The organism is Mycobacterium sp. H4Y (genome assembly GCF_000364405.1).
Taxonomy (GTDB): Bacteria; Actinomycetota; Actinomycetes; order Mycobacteriales; family Mycobacteriaceae; genus Mycobacterium; species Mycobacterium intracellulare.
Window position 1 is genome coordinate 1,024,820 of sequence record NZ_AKIG01000001.1, and the last position, 21,092, is coordinate 1,045,911.

The following is a 21,092-nucleotide window of genomic DNA, read 5'->3' on the forward strand; positions in this document are numbered from 1 at the left end:
CGTGTTCGAAACTGACATTCTCACATAATGTAATCGGGCGTTTCCGCCCCGTTGCTAATCTGTCGGTGCGCTCGCACTCGTACCACTGCGATCAATGGAGGCCGTCATTTCCGTCGACAATGTGCTCACAGGTGTGCGCGTACTGGAGGTTGCCGCGTGGACCTTCGTACCGTCGGCCGGCGCCGTGCTGGCGGAATGGGGCGCCGAGGTGATCAAGGTCGAGCCGCGCGAAGGCGGGGACCCGCAGCGTGGCCTCGTCACGATGGGAATCGTCGACGAGGGCGGGGGCACGGTCAATTACATGATCGAGATACCGAACCGGGGGAAGAAGTCGATCGGCGTCGATCTGAGCACTCCCGGCGGTCAGGAGGTCATCCGGAAGCTCGCCGCCACGTGCGACGTCTTTCTCACCAGTTATCTGCCGAGTCGCCGCAAAAAGATGGGCATCGACGTCGACGACATCAAAGCCGCGAATCCGGGCATCGTGTACGTGCGCGGATCGGGGCACGGCCCGAAGGGCCCCGATTCGGACAAACCTGGCTACGACGGCGTCTCCTACTGGGCGCGCGGCGGCATCGCCACCATGCTCACCGAAGACGGCGACGAGTTGGTGCGATCACGGCCGGCCTTCGGAGATCTCCTCGGGGGCATGGCAATCGCAGGCGGGATCGCGGCCGCACTGTACAAGAAGGCGACCACCGGTCACGGATCGGTCGTGGATGTCTCGCTGCTCGGCCTCGCGGCCTGGAACCTCAGTCCCGATGTCGCGGTAAGCCAGATCCACGGCGGCAGCTCGATCCCGAAGTACAGCCACGCCGACGCACCCAACCCTTTGGTCGGGACCTACCGCACTAAGGACGACCGTCACGTCCAGCTGATGATGCTGCAACTCGACAAGTTCTACGCCGAAGCGATGCGCGCTATCGGCCTGCCCGAATTGATCGACGACGAGCGATTCGCCGATCCCGCATCGCGATTCGCCCACCGAACGGAACTCATCTCGCTGATGGACGATGTGTTTGCAAGGCGCACACTCGCCGAATGGCGCCAACAGCTGGCCGGCCTCTCCGGCGCCTGGGGGGTGGTGCAGACACCGGACGAGCTCTGCCATGACCCGGCGGTGAGTGCGAACGGCTATGTCGCGACCACCACGACGATGAACGGTTCGCCGTACTCGTTGCCCACGAATCCCGTCCAGTTCGACGAACGGGCCGTCGTCCCGCCGGGGGCGCCCGAACACGGCCAACACACGGAAGAAGTCTTGATGGACGCAGGCTTGGACTGGGACACCATCGTGAACTACAAGGAAACCGGGGCGATCCTATGAGTGCAACGCCATCGCGGATTGCGTCGGATAACCCTGTCGACTTCGACCCGTTTTCGGACGACTTCTTCAACGGTGCGTTCGACACGTACCGTCGCCTGCGCGACGAGGCTCCCGTCTATTACAACGCGAAGTGGGACTTCTGGGCCTTGACCCGTTACGACGACGTGGCGCCCGCTACCAAAGACTACGAAACCTTCTCGTCCGCCAAGGGCGCCACGCTGGACATGGTCCAGGCGCACGACGACGCGCTGCCGGTGCCCAAGGTGATCATCTCGATGGACCCGCCCGAACATCAGAAGATGCGCCGACTGGTCAGTAACGTGTTCACCCCGCGCGCCATCGCCGCGCTGGAAGACATGGTGCGCGAAAAGGTCTACGAACGCGTCCACGCGCTCGACCCGTCCTCGTTCGACGTGGTGGCCGACTTCTCGGCCCTGTTTCCGAACGAGGTCATCACCACCATGCTGGGAGTGCCGAAGCAGGACCGCGACCAGATTCGGCTCTGGCTCGACCTGCTGCTCGAGCGCCGGCCCGGTGAGATCGCCACCACCCCAGAAGGTTTCGAAGCCTCGACCAAGACCGGGATCTACTACTACAACCTGGTGCAAAAGCGCCGCGCCGAGCCCCGCGACGACATGATCAGCCGACTCATCGAAACCGAGATCGAGCGAGACGGGCAGGTGGAGAAGCTCACCGACGTGGACATCACCGGCTTCGCCACCATGCTCGGGGGAGCGGGCGCGGAGACCGTCACCAAGCTCGTCGGCAACGCCATGGTCGCCTTCGCCGAATTTCCCGACCAGTGGCGAAAGTTACAGGAGGACCGCACCAAGGTTCCCGCGGCGATCGAGGAATTGTTGCGCTATGAGGCGCCATCGCAATACCAGGTCCGCACCGCCACCCGCGACGTGATGTTGCACGGCACGGTAATTCCCGAAGGCAGCGCCGTCCTGTTGGTCACGGGATCGGCGACGCGCGACGAGCGCATGTTTCCCGATCCCGATCGGCTGGACATCGACCGCGAGCGCAAGATGGGCTTCAATCTCGCATTCGGGTACGGCATACACAGCTGTTTGGGAGCGGCGCTGGCGAGGATGGAAAGCCGCATCGCACTCGAGGCACTACTGGATCTCCTCCCCGAATACGAAGTCGACCGCAGCGGGTTACACCGGGTAGCGATGTCCAACGTTTGCGGGTGGGCCAACGTGCCGGTGCGCAGGACCAGATGAAGTGTTGCGGACGCCGACACGGGCCAGACGGTGCACGAGCTGAACAAGCATCAGCTCGCCCATGAACTCGAATCGTGCAACAAGAGCCGGGGTCGCGAGCGTGAATGGGCTGGAGTCGAGTTGACAGCACACAGTCGACGGAGGCTCAGGGCAGGCCGCTGCGATCCGACGCTGAACGCAACCGCGAGCGCGTCGTGATCGCCGCAAGTCGGTTATTCGCCGAGCGATCGGTGCAACTCAGCGGCTTTGAGCGGAGCCCACGGACAGCCTTGTTCGCCGCGATCGAATCGCAAAGGTGATCGCGCGCAACGTCAGGGGAACGTCACGACAACTTTGTCCGCGGCGCCGGTGGTGGCCGCCAGCCGCAGTGCCTCCTCGACGTCATCGAACGGAATCGTGTGGCTGATGATGACGGCGTACTTCTGCCAGTTGGCCACCAGATCCTTTGTCACTTCGAAGATCTCGTCGGGGTATCCACAGGATCCGACGATCTCGATTTCATTGCCCATCACGTTGAGCAGCTCCACCGACACGGGTTCCTTATGGACGCCCACGATCGTCAATCGCGCACCCCTCTTCGCCGCCGATAGGACGGTGTCGACGACGGCTTTCGCGCCCGCTGCGTCGAGGTAGACATCGGTCCCGACCCGACCGCCGAACATTGATTCGCCCTCGCCGTGCAGTTCCAAGAGCCGAGTGACGACATCCTCCTCGGAGGGGTCGATCACGGCGTCGGCGCCGACCTGCAGCGCCTTTTCGAGACGGCCCGAGATTGGGTCGATCACGACCACGTGGCCCACGCCCAGTGATTTGAACGCCAGTACTGCACCGAGGCCCACCGGTCCGGCGCCGAAGACGACGACCTTGTCTCCGGTTCGGGGGTTGCAGCGATTGGCGCCGTGTAGGGCGACGGCCATGGGCTCGTTGAGCGCTGCGACCTCCCACGGCACGTGCTCGGGTATCACCTCGAGACTGCGTCCTCGTATCGCATTCTCGATGAGTAGGTAGGGCGCCAACGCCCCTGTAGTGCCGCCGTTTCCGATAATGCCGCTCGGCGCGCTCATCGGGTTGACCACGACGTGATCCCCGACCTGGATGCCTACGACTTCCGCGCCCACCTCGACGACCTCACCCGCGGGTTCGTGGCCCAGAGGCATGCGACCCTCCATGGGTGGAACCCCGCCCATGGATATGTAGATTCCGTCAGACCCGCATACGCCGCAAGCACGCATTCGCAACAGGACGTCGCTCGGCCCGGTTCGCGGCTTTGGAACGTCGAGTAACCCCGTCTCGCCGACGGCAATGACTGTCGCCTGCTTCATGGCATCGGCCGTTCGCCGGCCACGCGTGCGGGGTCGGGTTCCCCCATGGCGAAGAAGCTCTCCATCACGGGCTGCATCACGCGGTTGACGAGTTCGATCCGCGGACCAATCGGTCCTTTGCAGTAGGCCCAGAGTGTCTCGCCTTCGGGGGTTAGACCCCGTCCCTCGACAACAAAGTGACGTTCTCGCAGCGCCGCGATGTCGCCGTCGATGTCGTCGGACCAGTATCCGAGATGGTGTAGGCCCGAATTCGAGGGGGCCCACAGGGTGTTGGGAACGGCCTGGACGAGTTCCAGGCGTGGTTCGGTCAGTGAGAACGCCAGCCGCAGGGGAACGACGTGAATTTCGTCGTCGATCTCGACCGTCTGGTCCACCTCGAAATCCTGGGTCCACCGATGACCCGCGACGTCGGTGAGGAACGCCATCTCTGCGTCGAAGTCGTCCACGACGAGTCCGCAGTGGTACAGATCTTCTGCCTTCATTTTCCTTGCCCTTCTTCCATTCGCGTTGCCTTTCTTCGTGCGCGGTGTGGGACGGCCGTCAGATGGACGCGAGTAGTTTCCGCGCCGCTTCGATGCCGGGGCGCAGTCGTTCAACGGCCCCGATACCGGCGAGGGCGGCCTCGCGTTGCGGCATCTCGAGGCCGACGACGACGTCTCTGGGGAGCTCGGCCAGGTACTCCTTCAGAGGCACCTCACCGGCACCGGGGACAAGGCGCTCGTTCATGGCCTCGAAGTTGTAGTCGTCGAATTGGCTGACCATCGTGGTGTCGGACAGCTGGATGTATCCGATGCAGGATTCTGGAACTTCTGCGAGGTCGGCGGGCTGCGTGCCCAACCGGGCGATGTGCATGGTGTCGATCAGCAGGCGGAATTCGGGTCGGTCGACGTACTCAACCACCGTCATGCCAGTGTGGAGGTTTCCGATGGTGAAGCCGGGCACGACTTCCGTGACCGTAGTCATTCCACGCTGGGCAGCCATCTCGGTGATCGCGGCGAACTCGTCACAGCTTCGCCGTAGATCGGGCTCGAAGCTCACGACATTGATCTTCTCGGCGCCCAGTTCGGCCATCACGTCGAGATCGGCTGCCAGCGTGGCCGAATCGCGCTCGGGCAGGATCAGCAGTCCCTCGCCCAACGAGATTTTCACACCGGTATCGGCCAGGGCGGCGATAACCTCACGCCGCAGACGTTCATCGTCCTTGAGCGAATACGTCGGGTAACCCAATTCCGCCAGCGGCACCCCATATAGCGCAGTGGAAATGTAGTGGCATCCCAATTCGGCTGTCAGAGAGATGAATTCGAGTGGCGGCATGCCGAAGATGCTCAAGAATTCGATGCCTAGCCGGTCCATTGTGTACTCCGATCGGTGTGGTGTCTCAAGCGCCCAGCATGACCAGGCCGCCATCGACGGCAAGCAGTTGGCCGGTGATGAACGCAGACCCCTCGCTGGCTAGGAAAACCAGAAGCGGACCAAGATCCCTCGCCGGGTCACCGAGGGTTCCGCCCAGCGGGATGGCCAGCTTCATCTGGTCGTCCATGAACGCCGCACCTTCGGGACCGAGAAAAGTACGCAGGCGGTCGGCTCCGGGTGTCTGCATTGCCGGCGCGACCGCATTCACGGTGATCCTGTCGTTGGCCCACGCCTTGGCGGCGGAACGCGTCCACGCGTGCACCGCTCCCTTCGTGGCGGCGTAGACCGCCGAGATGGGGCTGCCCATAACCGCTTCTGCCGAGCCAAAGTTGATGATCCGGCCTGGGGAGCCCTGCATGATGCGGTGAGCGGCTTGATTGACGTGAATGGTCCCTCGCACATTGATCGACACGAGCCGGTCGATGTCGGCGTCGGTGATCGTTCCCGCGATGCCCGGTAGCCAGAGGCCGGCGGCATGGATGACGGCGTCCAAGCCCCCCATCTCCGCCGCCGCTGCGTCGACCGTCTCGTTGACGCTGTTGACGCTGGTGACGTCACAGCGAAGCCAGGTGGCTTGGGAGTTCTCGGGAGCCGGCGTCTCATGGAAGGTGGCGACGACGTCGGCGCCGGAATTCAGGAAGACGTCGACGATGGCTGCGCCGATGCCCGTGGCCGCGCCGGTAACCAGGACTCGTCTGCGAGCGGTTACATGCGCTCCAGTTTCGGGCATGTCACGCAGTCCCTTCAAGTTCGATGTCGAAGGCGGCTAAGTACTTGTCGAACACGGGCCGGATCCCGTTGACAGTCAAGCCGTACTGCTCCAATGAGTAGGCGGCAGAACCGAACCGATCTTGAGGATGTTCGGCAAGCCATCGACGCATCCGCTCAACGGTGGCATCGGTGAGTTCGTCGCCGGCCCAGTCGTAGAGACTGCGCATCACTGAAATCGGATCACGCATCATCTCCGAGTAATACATGTGGAAGAAGCGGTCATCTCCGATGCGGTCGCGGACTCGAAGTGGGCGGGTGACGTGCGCGCGCATCTGATTGGTGGCCTTGCGGCCGAGCGCGTGCCGGTCGATGTCTGCTTCATTCATCACCACCTGCTGGGGCATCATCAGCAGGTTGCACAGCGAACCCGTGGCCTTGAACGGGTCACGATGCGCCCAAATAATACGCACGTCGGGGAACACGGTCAGCAGAGTTTCGATGTGCACCGCGTGCGATGGCATTTTCAAGTTCCAGGTGCCAGGCGCCTTCGACTGCAGGATTTGCAGCACCAACTTTTGATACTCATAAGTGCTTGTCATGTCCGCTTCGCCGATGAGCCATTCGGAGTATCGAGGAGTGGGCTGCCATGATTCCCACGACAGCGCCTTGAAATCGGCGGCGTGGATGAACATGTCCTCGGTCGGACCATCCGCGTCTTCCCAGTGCGGGATGGCGACTTTGGCCTTCCGCACCATCTTCAGCATCACCTTCTGCTCTTCCAGGAGGGCCAAGCATCGCGGATCACTCTTCAGAGTTGCAGTGGTCGCGGGCGGCACCGGGTGGATGCACTCCCAGTGCAGCAGCGAGCGGCGTGCCGGGTCTTCGCCCAGTAAATAACTGATCACCGTGGTGCCTGTGCGCGGCATCCCGAGGGTGACGAGGGGCCGTTTGATCTCCTGCTCGCGCACTTCGGGGTGGCGCTTCGCGTAATCGTGCACTTCCAGGCGGCTCGCGAGGACCCGCGCGAAGTTGCTGATCAGGTATTCGCGGCCGGAGTCGGTGATCAGCGGCGAGGAGTGAATTTCGTCGAGCAGGATCGCCAATCCCTCCCGCCAGGAATCGGAATCGATTTCGTGTAAACCGCTGCGCTGCTGCGCGAGGCGCAGGACGTCATCGGGGCTGCGGACCGCACGGTAATCCACCGCGGACGGCGTGTCGGTGCTCATACCGTCAGGTACCCTCCGTCGACGGCGATGGTGGTCCCGGTGATGTACCGGGCCGGTTCACTGCACAGGAAAAGCACTGCCGCCCAACAGTCTTCAGGCTTTCCTGGACGCCCGAGCGGAGTATGGAATCCGATTTCAACATCGACGACTTGCGGGAGATTGATGCCGGGGTCGCTCAGTCGCGTGTGGATGAGGCCGGGTGCGACGGCGTTGACGCGGATGCCGTCGTTGCACCAGCGTCGTGCGAGATTCCACGTCAGTGCGGTGAGTGCCGCTTTCGACGATCCATATCCCGGTGACAGGATCGCCGAGCGGAACGCCGACATCGAGGTGGTGTTGACGACGTTGGCTCCGCCGGGTGCCGTGCTGCTCTTGAGCAGACCCTCGCATGCCATAGTCAAACGCATCGCGCCGAAGAGGTTCTGCGTCAGGGATAGGGCGAAGCCCTCGGGGGTCCATTCATCCTTCCACTCCGGGAAGGGGCCGCCCGCGTTGTTGACCAGGATGTCCAGTTCGCCAAGCGACGCGGCGAGGTCGTCGACTGATTTTTCGTCGCGGATCTGGCATTGCCGGTAGGTGAATGCGCTCAGGTCGTCGTCATAGTCTTCGGTGGAGGCACGGGTCCCGGTAATGGTCACGGCGGCACCCGCCTTGGCGAATTGGGTGGCAATCTCCTGTCCTATACCGCTCGTGCCGCCGGTGACGAGTACCTTGGCGCCGGCGAAGTCGAAGGCGACCGCGTTCATGCCGATAATCCTTTGATGGAGTGCTGGATCCAGGCCTTCACCCAGAAGTTGTCTGCATCGCTGAGCAGACGCTCGTGTGCGGCAATGGCGACGTCCTTGGCGGCCGCGTTGTTGTCGTCGCCGGCCAGAATTAGATCGGTTAGGTGTAGCGCCTCGACCGCCTGGCCGGCGTCTAAACGCGCGCGGGCGGCCGCGACGAGCCGTTCGGCGCCGGCGGCCACCACGACGTCCGGCGCGACCGACCACGGCGGGATGGGGAACAGCTCGGTGGTGGAGCGGTGGTGGAACCAGCCGCCGTAGAGTTCCCAGATGGCGCGGGAGTTCCACGTGGTCTGCCCATAACCCTCGCCGACGTCGAAACGTTCGGGCAGGCGGATTTCGTTCATCAGGCTGTAGATATCGGAGCCCGACACCATGGCATCGATGACGCGGTCGTGTACCCACTGCATGGCATCGCGCATGGCGGTGACCTCGGTCGCGATAAGGTCCGCGCCGTCGATGGGGTCAAAGTGTCCGGTGATGATGCGATCGGGCTGCAGGGACAGCACCAGATTGAGCGCCTCGATGTACTGGATTGGATCGCGATACCGGTCACCGCGGATCGTCACCAGATTTGGGACGTGACCGAACAGCGGGCCAAACAGGTTGCCGGTGAATAGGACTCGGCTTTCGGGTAGCCATGCAACCAGTGCATCGGTGGTTTCGCCTCCGGGCGCCCAGTGCAGATCCACTTGCCTTCCGCCGACGTTCAGGCCCAGGTGACGATCGAACGTCGTAGTCGGCTCGGGAAACGACATGTCGAGCAGCGACATGTCGACGTCCTTGAGGTATTCGAGTGTTGCTCTGGTGAATTTCTCGAAGGCAAAGGCCGTGTTGCGCACTCGGACCGGCAGGAGTCGCTCGTTCTCGTCGCGCCAATAGTGGTAATTGGCGTGCATCACCACCGCGGTGTCTGGTTCTCGAAGTGCGGAAACTCCGCCCCAGTGGTCGCCGTGGCCCTGGGTGACGATGATCGTGTGGGTCGGCCCCGGCACCGCCTGGTAGGCCTCGCGATGCAAAGGCCCCTCGTAGAAAACTCCGGCGTTGATGATGATCCGCCCGCTGTCGGTCTCTACGGCATAGGAGTTCGACACCCCCGGTGACATCCAGATGCCATCGCCCAGCGACGTCGCCGGTTGACCCGAAGCAGCCGCAATCGCCTCGACACCGGGTCGGCGGTGATGAATTGACGCCATGCGCCGTACTTCCTCTCCACTGGCCGTGAGGCGTGGTCCAACCGGCCGGGCTTGCTATATCGAATATTCGATATACAATCGATATTGTGACACCGAGCGTAATCATGGGTTCCCATCCGCGTCAATCCGTTTCGCCACCCACTGATCGGGTGGTCGCCGTCATGAGCCTGTTGGGCGGTGCCCCAGACCGCCGTTTCACGGTCACCGAAGTCGGCCGAGCGCTGGAAATCAGCAGAGCGACCGCACACGCAGTGCTCAATGCACTGGCCGTTCACGATTGGGTAATCCGGGACCCCGAGTCTGGTCAATTCAGTTGCGGCCCAGCCGTCGAGACATTGGCTCGTCCGTCCGGGGCAGGACGACGGCTCGCGCGAGCCCGCCTGGCTGAACTGGCAATTGAACTTCAGATGCAGGTTCTGCTGGTACGGCGCAACGGAACTGACATGACGGTGATCGACACTGCTGGTCAGACGGCAACAGCTGCCCAGGTGGGCCTTGGCTTTCACGTCCCGTTCCTGGCCCCTTTCGGCCGCGAGTTCGTCGCGTGGGCCGATGACCAAACGCATGGCGCTTGGCTCGCACGCTTGAAAGCGGCGAGGCCCGAATTTCGTTCTCGCATGGACGAAGTGCTGGCCGATGTGCGCGCCCGCGGCTACGCCATCGAGCGTCTGAGCCCAGAATGGCTCGCCGTGCACACTGCGCTTCAAGCGCTGAGCGGGCATGGTGACATCGACATCGTGACCACCAACCTCGCCGCTGCCATCGCCGACGGCACCGTGGTCGACTTCCTGACCAGGGAGCTCCACCCTGGCCAATTGAATGAAGTGGCCATGGTGATGGCTCCGGTGCGGAACGGCGACGGCGCGGTCGTAATGTCGCTCTCGGTGATCCCCTTCGCGTCGCTAGAAACGACCGTCCTGAAGGAGTTGGGTCAGCGAATGTGTCGCGCCGCCGCCGAACTCGAAACGGTCATTGCTCGCTATGAGGCGACGTGATTAGGCAATGCCGCTGCCCGCCAGCGACTAGCGCCTCTTGAGTCCGCTACCCAGAAATCCCCGCACCACGAAGCCGCGGACGAAGGCCGCGACCACCTCGTCGTCGCCCATGTCGAGGTAGGGCGACGGAGTGGTGAACAGCGAGAACAGCATCCGCGCAAACCATTCCGTTGCCGAGTGGATGTCGAGGTCACCGCGGACCTCGCCCGTCAGTCGCGCGGCCGAGACATAGGGCGCGAGAAACTCGCTGCATTCCCGCAGGAGGGTCGACGCGTTCTTGGTCAACATCAGGCTGACCTCGTCTTGATCGAAATAGGTTTCTGGTTCGACCACCCGGCGGGCCTGCGTGACGAAAACGCCCGCCCGGACCAGTTTTTCTTCCAGGGTGCTGCCGCCGTGGCGGTCGATCGCCTTGGCCAGCCTGCGATAGAAGCGCTGAGACGCCGCCTCCGCGCAGGCTTCGACAATGGTCTCCTTGTCCCGAAAGTATTCGTAGAAGGTGCTTCTCGACACGTCCGCGGCGCGAGCGATATCGACGATCGTCGTCTTCCGCAACCCGTGCGTTCGGAAGCACGCGAACGCCGCCGAGATGAGCACCTCGCGGGTGTCGACCGCCGTTGCGTGCGTCATCTGGAATCGCGGCTTCCCTGCTCAGTGGTCGGGCGCGAGGATCAGACCGCTCGTCGGCACGCCCGTGCCCGACGTGACAAGCACGTGTTCGACGTTGTCCACCTGATTGTGCGACGTGCCGCGCACCTGGCGGACACCCTCGGTGATGCCGTTCATGCCATGGATGTAGGCCTCGCCGAGCAGTCCGCCGTTGGTGTTGATCGGCATCCGGCCACCCAGCGACAGTTCCTCGACCGAGACGAAGTCCTTGGCCTCGCCGCGGCCGCAGAATCCGAGCTCCTCGAGTTGGGTGAAGACGAACGGCGTGAAGTGGTCGTAGAGGAATGCCGTCGAGATGTCTTGCGGTTTGAGGCCCGAATTGCGCCACAGCTTGTCACCGACCACGCCCATCTCGGGCAGGCCGGTGATCTCCTCACGGTAGTAGCTGGTCATCACCTCGCCGTCGTAGGCGGCTCCTTGCGCGGCGGCGGTGATGACTGCGGGCGGCTTGGCGAGGTCGCGCGCGCGCTCGACGCTCGTCACCACCATGGCGACGCCCCCGTCGCTTTCCTGACAACAGTCGAGCAGCCTCAGCACCGGTTCGATGATCCACCGCGATTGTTGGTGCTGCTCAAGGGTTATCGGCTTCTGGTAAAACCAGGCTTCGGGGTTGTTCGCCGCGTGCTTGCGGTCGATAACCGAGATCTTCCCGAAATCGGCGTTGGTGACGCCGTAGGTGCTCATGTAGCGCTGAGCGTGCAACGCGACCCAGGCGGCCGGCGTCATGAAGCCAAACGGCGCATAGGGAGCCATCCACAACGGCGTCACGCCCGGCTGACGGCCGGCGCCACCGAAGCGGAATCCGGAGCGCTCGTTGAACGCGCGATAGCACACCACCGCTTCCGCCACGCCCGTGGCGACCGCCATCGCGGCCTGCATCACCGTTCCCGCGGCCGCGCCACCGCCGTGTGGGACCCTGGTGAAGAACGTCAGGTCCCGGATCCCGACATTGCGGGCGACCTCGATCTCCTCGTTGTCGTCGACGCTGAACGTGACCATGCCGTCGATGTCGGCGGGACGAAGACCGGCGTCGCTGATGGCGGCTTTGACTGCCTCGCAGGCCAGTTGCATCTCGCTGCGACCCGATTCCTTGGAGAACTCGGTTTGCCCGATCCCGACGAGCGCGGCCCTGCCGCCAATCCCGCAGGAGCCCCCGTTCATGCATCCACGCCTTCGAGCAGGCTGAGCACCGCGGTTCCCGACACATGGTCGCCCAAGCTGTTGGTGCCTTTGAACGTGACCTCGACGAATCCTTCGCCGTCGGCCGACGATTTGTCCGTGACCGATCCCGTGAAGCGCATCGGATCATTCGGGTAGGCCGGGACGCCGAGGCGGATGGACAGCTTCTTGATCATCGCCTCGGGGCCTGCCCAGTCATGAAGGAACTTCACGCAAAGCCCATTGGTCGTCAGGATGTTCAAGAAAATGTCTTTGGATCCCTGGGAATTCGCAAAGTCGCGGTCATGGTGCACGGGCATGTAGTCGCGGGACGCGATGGCGCCGGCGACGATCAGTGTGGTGGTCACCGGAACGTCCATCGGGGTGACTTCCTCGCCCACGTTGATGGAATTCCATGCGCGCGTGGTGGTGCGGTCGACGGTCGAGGTCATGTGTTTCCTTCCGGGTATGCGGCGCCGAGGCGGGCGAGTTGTTGGGGGGCGGAGCCGAGCGAGAGCTCGATCTGCTTGGCCCACAGGAAATAGCGGTGCAGCGGGTAGGTGACGTCGATGCCCATGCCGCCATGGACCTGTTGGGCCGACGCGACGACCCGTGCACCCGCTTCAGCGGCCCAAAATTTGGCGATGGCGGCGTCGCGGGCCGCCGGTCGGCCTTCCGCGATCAGCCACGCAGCGTGCCAGGTGGTCCACCGAATCGCCTCGACGTCGATGAATGCATCGGCCAACCGCTGCTGCACGGCCTGAAATGAGCCGATCGGCCTGCCGAACTGCTCGCGCTCGCCGGTGTAGGACGCCGCGATCTTCAACGCGCGCTCGGTCACCCCGACCTGCATGGCGCACAGCCCGACGAGCGCCCTGGTGTAGAGCGAACTTACCGCGACCGCACCACCGGCCTCGTTGAGTCGGTGCCCGACGGCCCCAGCGAACTCGACGTCGGCGTAGGGCTCACCATTGGTGGTTCTTGCCGGTGTGACGACGACGCCCTCGGTAGCCGTCTCGACGACGAACAGGCCCGGTCCATCGTCGGCGTGTGCCGAAACTACGATGGCGTCGGCAAGCTGCGCGGCGGGCACGAGTTCCTTCACGCCGTCCAGGATCCAGGCGTCGCCATCGGGCCGTGCGGCGGTGCGTGGGGCGGTCGGGTCGGAGCTTCCCGGTTCGGCGAGCGCGGCGGTCAGGATCGTGCTTCCGTCCACCACCTTCGGTAGGTACCGCCGCTGAATGGTCGAGTCACCGTGCCGCGCAATCGTATCCGCGCCGAGCACCAGGGTCGCATAGACCGGCACCGGCGCAACGCTCCAGCCCACTTCGGCGAGCAGCACGCCGAGGTCGAGGAAGCTGCCACCGCTGCCGCCAACGGATTCGGGTAGCGCGATGCCCAGCAAGTCCGACGCCGCCAGCTCGCGCCACAGCGCACGGTCGAAGCGAGTCTCGTCCGATTCCAGGTCGGTGAGGTGTTCGGGGGTGGCGCGGTGGTCGAAGAGCTGACGAGCCACCTTGCCGACCGTCTCTTGTTCTTCGGTGAAGGAAAAATCCATGGTCGTCTGATGCCTCGTTTGTCAGCGTGCCGGCCGGAACTGGTGCAACACCAGTTCGTCGCCGCTCGGGATTGCTTCGAACTTCTCGTAGAAGACCTCGACGGGCATACCGACCTCGATGGCCGCCGGTTCGATATCGCACAGGTTCGACACGATGCGCACACCTTCGTCGAGCTCGATCAGTGCCACGACATAGGGGTATTGGAGGAAGGGGAGCGGCGGGTATTGCGGCATCACGAAGCTGTAAACCGTTCCGCGTCCGGTCGATTCGATGGAATCCCAGTTGAGCGACTGGCAATTTCCGCACATCGGACGGGGCGGCACCCGCAACGTCTTGCAGTCGGCGCAACGCTGGATCAACAGCTTGTGGTCCGCCAGCCCCGACCAAAAGAATTCGGTGTCCGGGCTGATCGACGGAGCAAGTCTGGTCGCCATCAGTCCCCAGCCGTTCCGGCGGGGGCCCCGCCCGTCTTGAATCGCAGCGTGCGGAACCATTGGCGGCCGATGACTTCGCCGTTCTGATCGCGGTACGTGGTCACCCACGTGACGAAGAATCCTTTGCCCATCGCGGTCGTCTTCTCGTCGGAGATCGAGTCGAACACCGTCTCACCGCTGATCTCGTCACCGACGCGGGGATAGCGTTCGATCTCAAACTCAGAGTTCGTCGCGATGATGCCCGTGTAACCCGCGTCGGAGAGGAATTGCAGCGGGTTCGTCTTGATCTCGATCGGCACGCCGCCGCGCTCATGGATGCCGGCGAGCTTGGGCGGCGGCATCGTCCAGCTCTGCAGCATCACCGGCGGGGAAACCAGGCCACCGTAGCGGGAGTTCTCCGCGAACTCGGGATCAAGGTAGGCGGGATTCATGTCGTCCAACGCGTACGCCCAGTGCCGGATCATCGCGGCGTTCACCGGATCAGGGGCGCGGGAGGGTCTGCCGACTCCGTCGGTGGGCGTCCCGATCAACGCGTCGAGGCGCTCGCGCAGGTCGTCTTTGGCTAGCTCTGTCACGTGGATTTCTCCTTTCCGGAGGCCCGCACGTCTCGGGGTGCGCGGGGCATCCCGAGGCCGGCCATAGCGATGATGTCGCGTTGAAGTTCGTTGGCTCCGCCGCCGAATGTGTTGATGACCGCCAGCCTGTAGGCGCTCTCCAGCTCGCCCTTGAGCGGAGCCGCCGAGTCCTTGCGGACACCCGCCTGCCCGACGACTTCGAGCAGCTCGCGGGCGACCTGTTGAGTGAGTTCGGTGCCGAAAACCTTTGCCGCCGAGGCCTCGCCCATACCGAGGGCACCCGAGCTCATCGTCGCGTTCACGCGCAGGTTCAGCAGCCGGTAGGCGGCGACCTGCGCTTCCACCCGGGCCAGGGCCTGCTGCACCCAGGGCTGATCGATGACCATGCCGTCGTCGAGCGGTGTCGTCGACGCCCACTTGAGCGTCTTGGCGAAGAGCGGCTCCAGGGCACCGAGGTTGCCCAGGGCGGCGCGTTCGAGGTTGAGCTGGTTCGTCACCAGCGTCCAACCCTGGTTTTCGCCGAGCACGATGGCGCTCTCGGGTACCCGGACGTCATCGTAGAACGTGTAGTACGTGGACACCCCCGGCATGGTGTGTAGCGGCTTCCAGGAGAACCCGGGCGAGTCCGTCGGCACGATGAACAGGGTGATTCCCTTGTGTTTCTTGACGGTTGGGTCGGTGCGCGCCGCCAACCAGATGTAGTCGGCGAACTCCGCGCCGCTGGTGAACATCTTTGAACCATTGATGACGAACTCGTCGCCGTCCCTGACCGCGGTGGTCCGCAGCGAGGCGAGGTCGCTCCCGGCGCCGGGCTCCGAGTAACCGATCGCGAAATCAACGGTGCCCTTGAGGATCGCCGGGAGGAACTTGGCCTTCTGCTCCTCGGTGCCGTACTGAATGAGCGTGGGGCCCACAGTGTTTAGGGTGACAAACGGCAACGGTGCGTTGACCCTGCGCGCTTCCTCCGAGAAAATGTACTGCTCCAACGCGGTCAGCCCGCCGCCACCGTATTCGACCGGCCAGGCGACGCCGAGCAACCCGGCATCGCCGAGCGCCCGCCGGCACTCGGTCATCGCGGCGCCCCCCTCGGTGAGGTTGGCGACGGCGGCGCGGCGCTCCGGGGTCATCACCGCCTCCAGGCGCGTCCGGTAGTCCTTTCGGAGCTGCTCCTGTTCGGGCGTGTAGTCGAAGTCCATCAGTTGCCCGCCCCCAGTCGGATTGGCATGCGTTTCACGCCCGGCACCATGGTTGCGCGCAGCCGGGTCACGTCACCGGTGAGCTCGATCGTGGGAAAGGCGCCCAGTAGCACCTCAAACATCACCCTGGCTTCCAGGCGCGCGAGCTGGGCGCCAAGGCACGCGTGCTCCCCGGCCCCGAACGCGATGTGCGGGTTGGGATTACGGGTGATGTCGAACTCTTCGCAGGTGGGCCCAAAGATCTCTTCGTCGCGGTTGGCGGAGCCGTAGAGCATGACCACTGTGTCGCCCGCCCTGATCTGCTGGCCGCGGATCTCGACGTCCTCGGTCGCGCGGCGGGCCATGTGGGTGACCGGGCTGGTGAATCGCAGCATCTCCTCGACCGCGCTGGGCAGCAGCGACGGGTCCGATCGCAGCAGCGCGAACTGGTCGGGGTGGTCGATCAGCGCCAACGTGCCCAACGCGATCAGGTTGCGTGTGGTTTCGTTGCCGGCGACCAACAGCAGGAAGGAGAAGTTGAGCAGATCCGCGTCGGTGAGCCGCTCGCCGTCGACCTCGGCCGCGGCCAGGATGCTCAGCAGGTCGTCCTGCCCGCTGACCTCGCCGGACCGCCGCGCGGCGATGAGCTTGGTGAAGTATTCGTACAGCTCACCGAGGGCGACGATCGAGTCCAGTTCGATGTCCGGGTCGGCGGTGCCGACCGCCGCGTCCGACCACGCGCGGAACTGCTCCCAGTCTTCGGGAGGGGCACCGAGCATCTCGGCGATCATCCGGGTGGGAAGGGGCGCGGCGATCTCCTCGGCGAACTCGTACTCTCGCGACGGCTCGACACTGTCCACGATGCCCTTCACGATCTGGCGCACCTTGGGCTCGAGCAACTGCACCTGCCGGCGGGAAAAGCCGGAGTTGATGAGCTTGCGGAGCTGCCGGTGGCGGGGAGGGTCGGTGAAAATGAGGTTGCCTTCCTGAACGGGTTCAGGCTGGCTGGGATCCGGAATCGTGATGCCCTTCGTCGACGAGAAGGTCAGTGGGTGGCCCGAAACGTAGCGGACGTCCTCGTACTTCAACAGCGCCCAGAAGTTCGTGACGTCGTTCCACACCACTGGCGTCGTGTTGCGGAGTTCCCGGTAGACCGGGTAGGGATCGCCGGCGTAGAAGTCCGGAGAGTGCAAGGGAACAGTAGTAGTGGGCACCGCATGCCTTCCTTGGACACTGGGCTGGCCGGACAGATAACGCAAGAATGTCCGTTTCCATGCTGTCTACAGGAGAGCCAGATCATCTGTCAATCGCCGCATATTGGGCTAAAACTGGCTCAAATTAGCCGTTGACGGCGTCGCGGTCGGCGTGTACACACAGGTTGAGTATGTAAGTTATCTCGGTGGCGTCGCCCGCGCTGCTTCACGATCGTGCAGTCAGGAAGGCAGGCAGGATGGCTGGGTCGGGTTCGCTCCTCGAGGCCTACGGTCACTACATTGACGGCCAGTGGACCGACCCGGACTGCGGACGCTACGACGTCGTCAATCCCGCCACCGAGGTGGTGATCCAAACGGCGCCCGATGCGAGCGTGGCGCAGGTCCGGCAGGCGGTCGCAGCGGCCAGGTCCGCCTTCGACACGGGCCCGTGGCCCGCGGCAGAGCCCGCGGAACGGGCCCGATGCCTGCAACAACTCAGCGATGCGCTGATGGCCAGGAGCGAGGAGATCTACGCACTCGCGCTGGCCGAGTGGGGTTGTTCCGCGAACGAACGGCTGATTCACGTCGACGGACCGGCATTCATGGTCGGCCATGCCGCCGAGCTCGCGGCGGAGCCCGCCGAGGCACCGATGGATGCCTGGGGGGCCGCGGGCACCACACTGCTGCGCTACGAACCCCTCGGTGTGGTGGCGGCCATGACGCCGTGGAACTTCCCGCACACCCTCAACGTCATGAAGTTGGGCGCGGCACTGGCGGCGGGAAATACGCTGGTGCTCAAGCCTTCCCCGCTGACACCGCTGGCCGGGCTGGCGTTGGCGCGAATCATCGACGAGGACACGGACATTCCCCCTGGCGTCGTCAACGTGGTGACGCCGACCAGCGTCGAGGCCAGCAGGAGCCTGACCCTGGATCCCAGGGTCGACATGGTGAGCTTCACCGGTAGCTCTGTCGTCGGCCGCGACGTGATGGCGGGAGCGGCGACCACCATGAAGCGCGTTCTGCTGGAATGCGGGGGCAAGTCGGCGACCATCCTGCTGCCCGACGTCGACGTCACCGACGACCTGTTGGAACGGCTGTTGTTCGAGGGATGCACGATGCATGCTGGTCAAGCCTGCATTCTCAACAGCAGGTTGCTGCTGCCCGAGGCGATCCACGACGAGGTGGTGGACCGGCTCGCCGCACTGTCCCGCGAAGTCGTGATCGGCGATCCCGTCGATCCGGCGGTCACCATGGGTCCGTTGATCAGCCGCGAGCACCTCGACCGTGTCGAGGGCTTCGTCAAACGCGCCGAAGCCGACGGTGCGACCGTCGTGGCCGGGGGAGCCCGCCCGAAGGATCTGAACAGCGGTTTCTATTTCGAGCCAACGATACTCACCGATGCCGCCGCCGATTCGTATATCGCGCAGGAGGAGGTGTTCGGTCCCGTGCTGACCGTCTTGCGGTATCGCGACGACGATGACGCGGTGACCATCGCCAACAATTCGTCTTATGGCCTCGGCGGCGCGGTGTGGGGAAGCGACATCGACCGCGCGGTGGCCATCGCCCGGCGGATGAGGACCGGACAGGTATCGGTCAACGGCACAATCCCCGGAGACGCGCCGTTCGGAGGCTTCAAGCAGAGCGGCATCGGTCGGGAGGGCGGCGTGATGGGACTGCGGGCCTATATGGAGCCCAAGGCCATCGGGATACCCGCGTGAACCGACCCCTGGCGGGCTTGCGCGTCGTCGAGTTGGCCTCCGAGATCGCGGGTCCCTATTGCGCGAAGCTGCTGGTGGACCTGGGCGCCGACGTGCGCAAGGTCGAGCCCCCGTCAGGTGACCCACTGCGCCGTTGGGGTCCCTTTCCCCCAGAGGGCCCTCATCCGGAGCGAAGCGGGCTGTTCGAGTACCTGAACGCCGGAAAGTGCGGCGCCACGGTTGATTTCGCGCAGGAACGTGGCCTTGAGGTCCTGCGCGAGATGATCTCGCAGGCGGATGTCCTGGTCGAAGACTTACCGGGGGGCGCACCTGAGCGCCGGGCGTGGGGTCTGGACGCGCAAACCCTGGCCCGGGTCAACCCGGATCTCGTCGTGGTCCGGATCTCCAGCTTCGGCCAGGAGGGGCCACTGCGTGACCGGGTGACGACTCCGCTGACCCTGCAGGCGGCGGCGGGTTGGATCAACGTGCGCGAGCCCGGCCGGGCGCCGCTACAGGCCGGCGCCCGCATCCCGGAATACATCGCGGGCGGATACGCGGCCCTCGGCGCGCTGACGGCCCTACGCGTCGCCACGGCCGAAACGCACCGGCCGGTCGAGGTGGACGTGTCGATGTTCGAGTCGCTGTTGGCGACGCTGCCCTATCCCATGCTGATGGCCGCCCGCTTGAAAAGCCTTGGCTTGCCGACGAATTCCAAAGCCGCGCCGATGCTGGGTATTGTGCGTGCCTCCGACGGCTGGATCGGGATCAACTGCCTGACCGGTCAGCATTGGCTGGACGTCTGCGCGATGGTCGGGTTGCCCGAGTTCGGCGACCACCAGCTCGCGATCATGCTCGGCGGGCCCGAGCGCGACGAGTTCTTCGCCAAGGCCCAGCCGTTCCTGGAATCGATGTCCGTCGCCGATCTGGTCGAATTGAGCCAGGCCATGCGCATACCCGCGGCGCCGATCACCGACGGCGACACGATCCTGGGCTGCCCGCAGTATGCGGAGCGAGGGTTTTTCGTCGACGCGGCCACCGACGGATGGCGATTCACCAGGCCAGGCGCGCCGTTCCGGCTCTCGAAGACCCCGGTACCGCCGCCATTGCCCGCTCCCGCCCTCCGAACAAACGGAGCGCAGGCCAAGTGGAGCAAGCGCGACGCACCGCGCCCGACGGGTGACGTCGCCGACGTCTCTTTGCCGTTCGCCGGGTTGAAGGTCTTCGACTTGAGCACTTTCTGGGCGGGCGCGTATCTGACGTGCTACCTCGGTGCGTTCGGGGCGGACGTGATCAAGGTCGAATCCATTCAGCGGCCCGACGGACACCGCTACTCGGGCTCGCTGCTGCGCGAGAGCGACGACTGGTACGAGCGCGGGCCGCTGTGGCAGGGAACCAATCTCAACAAGCGCGACATCACGCTGGATCTCACCTCTGCCACCGGTCGAGAGTTGGCGCTGCGACTGGCTGCGGAGGCCGACGTGGTGGTGGAGAACTTCTCGCCGCGCGTCGTCGAACAATTCGGACTGGATTACGACTCCATCGCGCGGGTCAATCCCGGCGTGATCATGGTGCGGATGCCCGGGTTCGGGCTCCAGGGGCCGTGGCGCGACTACGTGGGCTGGGCGCTGAACATCGAACAGGTGTCAGGCATGTCGGCCGCGACCGGTTATGCGGACGGCCCGCCGTGCAATCTGCAGGGGCCCGCCGACCCGATCGCCGGCGTACACGCCTGCGTCGCGCTGCTGGCCGCCCTCGAGCACAGGCGGTCCACCGGCGAGGGGCAGCTGATCGAGGCGGCGCAAATCGAGGTCGGCGCGGCGGTGACAGCCGAACCCGTCATCGAATACTCGTTGACGGGATCGGTGCGCCCGCGTGAGGGAAACCGCCACCGCGAATACGCGCAGGGCGTCTATTCGACCGGCAATGTCGACGAGTGGGTCGCGCTCTCGGTGCGTCATGACGATGACTGGCGAGCGGTGCTGGACGCCATTGACCGCCCCGACCTGCGCGACGACCCGAGATTCGCCTCCGCTGCAGCGCGCCGGGAACACCACGACGAATTCGACGAGGTACTGGCGAATTGGACGTGCGAGCGAACCGCGGAGGAGGTCGTGGCGACGTTTGGCCGGCATGGTGTGCCCGCCGAGCGACTGTTGACGGCCGATCGGATGTATGACGTCGAGCAACTCGACGCGCGCGGCTTCTATCAGGACCTGGACCATTCGATCACCGGCCGACAGAGGTTTCCCGGCTGGCCTTTTCGCATCTCGCCGGGACCCATACACCAGCACAGGGCCGCCGCGCCGACACTCGGGCAGCACAACGCCGAGGTGCTTGGAGCGCTTGGACTTTCCGCTCAGGAGATTGCCGCGTTGCGGGAGCAACGAGTGATCGGGGAACGCGTTCTCAACGCATAGTCGATGAACTC

At 64.5% G+C, this 21,092-nt stretch carries 20 protein-coding genes; 5 read left to right on the top strand and 15 right to left on the bottom strand.

The window, feature by feature from the left end:
- The first annotated feature begins 94 nt into the window (after positions 1 to 94).
- The gene (locus W7U_RS04610; RefSeq protein ID WP_008255368.1) at positions 95 to 1,327 is read left to right on the top strand and encodes a CoA transferase; all 1,233 of its coding nucleotides are present in this window, start codon (positions 95 to 97) and stop codon (positions 1,325 to 1,327) included.
- Positions 1,324 to 2,556: a cytochrome P450 gene (locus W7U_RS04615; RefSeq protein ID WP_008255373.1), complete on the top strand. Its 1,233-nt coding sequence runs from the start codon at positions 1,324 to 1,326 to the stop codon at positions 2,554 to 2,556. The genes W7U_RS04610 and W7U_RS04615 overlap by 4 nt, the downstream gene beginning before the upstream one ends.
- Before the next feature lie 311 nt (positions 2,557 to 2,867).
- On the opposite strand, the gene W7U_RS04620 is transcribed toward W7U_RS04615, so the two are convergent.
- From W7U_RS04620 to W7U_RS04650, 7 genes are read right to left on the bottom strand one after another with little or no spacing between them, the layout of a single operon-like run.
- Positions 2,868 to 3,878, bottom strand: a complete 1,011-nt coding sequence (locus tag W7U_RS04620; RefSeq protein WP_036428714.1) for a zinc-binding dehydrogenase — start codon at positions 3,876 to 3,878, stop codon at positions 2,868 to 2,870.
- On the bottom strand, positions 3,875 to 4,360 hold the full coding sequence (locus W7U_RS04625; RefSeq protein WP_008255375.1) for a VOC family protein: 486 nt from the start codon (positions 4,358 to 4,360) through the stop codon (positions 3,875 to 3,877). Before W7U_RS04625 ends, W7U_RS04620 begins: the two co-directional genes overlap by 4 nt.
- Before the next feature lie 58 nt (positions 4,361 to 4,418).
- A complete protein-coding gene (locus W7U_RS04630; protein ID WP_008255376.1) occupies positions 4,419 to 5,231 on the bottom strand; it encodes a TIM barrel protein in 813 nt (270 codons plus the stop codon).
- A 25-nt stretch (positions 5,232 to 5,256) separates the two neighbouring features.
- The gene (locus tag W7U_RS04635; protein ID WP_008255377.1) at positions 5,257 to 6,021 is read right to left on the bottom strand and encodes an SDR family oxidoreductase; all 765 of its coding nucleotides are present in this window, start codon (positions 6,019 to 6,021) and stop codon (positions 5,257 to 5,259) included.
- 1 nt (position 6,022) lies between these two features.
- Positions 6,023 to 7,228 carry a sulfotransferase gene (locus W7U_RS04640; protein ID WP_008255378.1) on the bottom strand — a complete coding sequence of 402 codons (1,206 nt, stop codon included), beginning with the start codon at positions 7,226 to 7,228 and terminating at the stop codon, positions 6,023 to 6,025.
- Positions 7,225 to 7,974 (bottom strand): SDR family oxidoreductase, encoded by a 750-nt coding sequence (locus W7U_RS04645; RefSeq protein ID WP_008255379.1) that lies wholly within the window; start codon positions 7,972 to 7,974, stop codon positions 7,225 to 7,227. Before W7U_RS04645 ends, W7U_RS04640 begins: the two co-directional genes overlap by 4 nt.
- Positions 7,971 to 9,209 (bottom strand): alkyl sulfatase dimerization domain-containing protein, encoded by a 1,239-nt coding sequence (locus W7U_RS04650; RefSeq protein WP_008255382.1) that lies wholly within the window; start codon positions 9,207 to 9,209, stop codon positions 7,971 to 7,973. Before W7U_RS04650 ends, W7U_RS04645 begins: the two co-directional genes overlap by 4 nt.
- A gap of 86 nt (positions 9,210 to 9,295) precedes the next feature.
- Between W7U_RS04650 and W7U_RS04655 the strand changes: the two genes are divergently transcribed.
- On the top strand, positions 9,296 to 10,204 hold the full coding sequence (locus W7U_RS04655) for a helix-turn-helix domain-containing protein (RefSeq protein WP_136244550.1): 909 nt from the start codon (positions 9,296 to 9,298) through the stop codon (positions 10,202 to 10,204).
- Positions 10,205 to 10,231: 27 nt separating this feature from the next.
- Here W7U_RS04655 and W7U_RS04660 read toward each other — a convergent pair whose 3' ends face one another.
- The 8 genes from W7U_RS04660 to W7U_RS04695 are packed head-to-tail and all read right to left on the bottom strand — an operon-like array spanning position 10,232 to position 16,967.
- Positions 10,232 to 10,834, bottom strand: a complete 603-nt coding sequence (locus tag W7U_RS04660) for a TetR/AcrR family transcriptional regulator (protein WP_008255386.1) — start codon at positions 10,832 to 10,834, stop codon at positions 10,232 to 10,234.
- Positions 10,835 to 10,855: 21 nt separating this feature from the next.
- Positions 10,856 to 12,034 carry a lipid-transfer protein gene (locus W7U_RS04665; RefSeq protein ID WP_008255388.1) on the bottom strand — a complete coding sequence of 393 codons (1,179 nt, stop codon included), beginning with the start codon at positions 12,032 to 12,034 and terminating at the stop codon, positions 10,856 to 10,858.
- Positions 12,031 to 12,483 (bottom strand): MaoC family dehydratase, encoded by a 453-nt coding sequence (locus W7U_RS04670; RefSeq protein WP_008255389.1) that lies wholly within the window; start codon positions 12,481 to 12,483, stop codon positions 12,031 to 12,033. Before W7U_RS04670 ends, W7U_RS04665 begins: the two co-directional genes overlap by 4 nt.
- Complete coding sequence (locus tag W7U_RS04675) at positions 12,480 to 13,589, bottom strand: acyl-CoA dehydrogenase family protein (RefSeq protein ID WP_008255394.1); 1,110 nt, start codon at positions 13,587 to 13,589, stop codon at positions 12,480 to 12,482. Before W7U_RS04675 ends, W7U_RS04670 begins: the two co-directional genes overlap by 4 nt.
- A 21-nt stretch (positions 13,590 to 13,610) precedes the next feature.
- Complete coding sequence (locus W7U_RS04680) at positions 13,611 to 14,024, bottom strand: Zn-ribbon domain-containing OB-fold protein (protein ID WP_008255396.1); 414 nt, start codon at positions 14,022 to 14,024, stop codon at positions 13,611 to 13,613.
- On the bottom strand, positions 14,024 to 14,599 hold the full coding sequence (locus W7U_RS04685; RefSeq protein WP_008255397.1) for a MaoC family dehydratase N-terminal domain-containing protein: 576 nt from the start codon (positions 14,597 to 14,599) through the stop codon (positions 14,024 to 14,026). Before W7U_RS04685 ends, W7U_RS04680 begins: the two co-directional genes overlap by 1 nt.
- The gene (locus W7U_RS04690; protein ID WP_008255398.1) at positions 14,596 to 15,795 is read right to left on the bottom strand and encodes an acyl-CoA dehydrogenase family protein; all 1,200 of its coding nucleotides are present in this window, start codon (positions 15,793 to 15,795) and stop codon (positions 14,596 to 14,598) included. Before W7U_RS04690 ends, W7U_RS04685 begins: the two co-directional genes overlap by 4 nt.
- Positions 15,795 to 16,967 (bottom strand): cytochrome P450, encoded by a 1,173-nt coding sequence (locus W7U_RS04695; protein ID WP_008255399.1) that lies wholly within the window; start codon positions 16,965 to 16,967, stop codon positions 15,795 to 15,797. The genes W7U_RS04690 and W7U_RS04695 overlap by 1 nt, the downstream gene beginning before the upstream one ends.
- Before the next feature lie 257 nt (positions 16,968 to 17,224).
- Here W7U_RS04695 and W7U_RS04700 point away from each other — a divergent pair, with 257 nt between their 5' ends.
- Together W7U_RS04700 and W7U_RS04705 are read left to right on the top strand one after the other, a co-directional pair.
- The gene (locus tag W7U_RS04700; protein WP_008255400.1) at positions 17,225 to 18,685 is read left to right on the top strand and encodes an aldehyde dehydrogenase family protein; all 1,461 of its coding nucleotides are present in this window, start codon (positions 17,225 to 17,227) and stop codon (positions 18,683 to 18,685) included.
- The gene (locus tag W7U_RS04705) at positions 18,682 to 21,081 is read left to right on the top strand and encodes a CoA transferase (protein WP_008255401.1); all 2,400 of its coding nucleotides are present in this window, start codon (positions 18,682 to 18,684) and stop codon (positions 21,079 to 21,081) included. The genes W7U_RS04700 and W7U_RS04705 overlap by 4 nt, the downstream gene beginning before the upstream one ends.
- The last annotated feature ends 11 nt before the right edge of the window (positions 21,082 to 21,092 follow it).

What these genes read in the sequence shown, in the direction of transcription:
- W7U_RS04640 (WP_008255378.1), bottom strand. Translation starts at nt 7,228, where the DNA reads ATGAGCACCGACACGCCGTCCGCGGTGGATTACCGTGCGGTCCGCAGC.
- W7U_RS04700 (WP_008255400.1), top strand. Translation starts at nt 17,225, where the DNA reads ATGGCTGGGTCGGGTTCGCTCCTCGAGGCCTACGGTCACTACATTGAC.
- W7U_RS04630 (WP_008255376.1), bottom strand. Translation starts at nt 5,231, where the DNA reads ATGGACCGGCTAGGCATCGAATTCTTGAGCATCTTCGGCATGCCGCCA.
- W7U_RS04675 (WP_008255394.1), bottom strand. Translation starts at nt 13,589, where the DNA reads ATGGATTTTTCCTTCACCGAAGAACAAGAGACGGTCGGCAAGGTGGCT.
- W7U_RS04650 (WP_008255382.1), bottom strand. Translation starts at nt 9,209, where the DNA reads ATGGCGTCAATTCATCACCGCCGACCCGGTGTCGAGGCGATTGCGGCT.
- W7U_RS04615 (WP_008255373.1), top strand. Translation starts at nt 1,324, where the DNA reads ATGAGTGCAACGCCATCGCGGATTGCGTCGGATAACCCTGTCGACTTC.
- W7U_RS04665 (WP_008255388.1), bottom strand. Translation starts at nt 12,034, where the DNA reads ATGAACGGGGGCTCCTGCGGGATTGGCGGCAGGGCCGCGCTCGTCGGG.
- W7U_RS04620 (WP_036428714.1), bottom strand. Translation starts at nt 3,878, where the DNA reads ATGAAGCAGGCGACAGTCATTGCCGTCGGCGAGACGGGGTTACTCGAC.
- W7U_RS04625 (WP_008255375.1), bottom strand. Translation starts at nt 4,360, where the DNA reads ATGAAGGCAGAAGATCTGTACCACTGCGGACTCGTCGTGGACGACTTC.
- W7U_RS04690 (WP_008255398.1), bottom strand. Translation starts at nt 15,795, where the DNA reads ATGGACTTCGACTACACGCCCGAACAGGAGCAGCTCCGAAAGGACTAC.
- W7U_RS04635 (WP_008255377.1), bottom strand. Translation starts at nt 6,021, where the DNA reads ATGCCCGAAACTGGAGCGCATGTAACCGCTCGCAGACGAGTCCTGGTT.
- W7U_RS04645 (WP_008255379.1), bottom strand. Translation starts at nt 7,974, where the DNA reads ATGAACGCGGTCGCCTTCGACTTCGCCGGCGCCAAGGTACTCGTCACC.
- W7U_RS04680 (WP_008255396.1), bottom strand. Translation starts at nt 14,024, where the DNA reads ATGGCGACCAGACTTGCTCCGTCGATCAGCCCGGACACCGAATTCTTT.
- W7U_RS04660 (WP_008255386.1), bottom strand. Translation starts at nt 10,834, where the DNA reads ATGACGCACGCAACGGCGGTCGACACCCGCGAGGTGCTCATCTCGGCG.
- W7U_RS04610 (WP_008255368.1), top strand. Translation starts at nt 95, where the DNA reads ATGGAGGCCGTCATTTCCGTCGACAATGTGCTCACAGGTGTGCGCGTA.
- W7U_RS04670 (WP_008255389.1), bottom strand. Translation starts at nt 12,483, where the DNA reads ATGACCTCGACCGTCGACCGCACCACCACGCGCGCATGGAATTCCATC.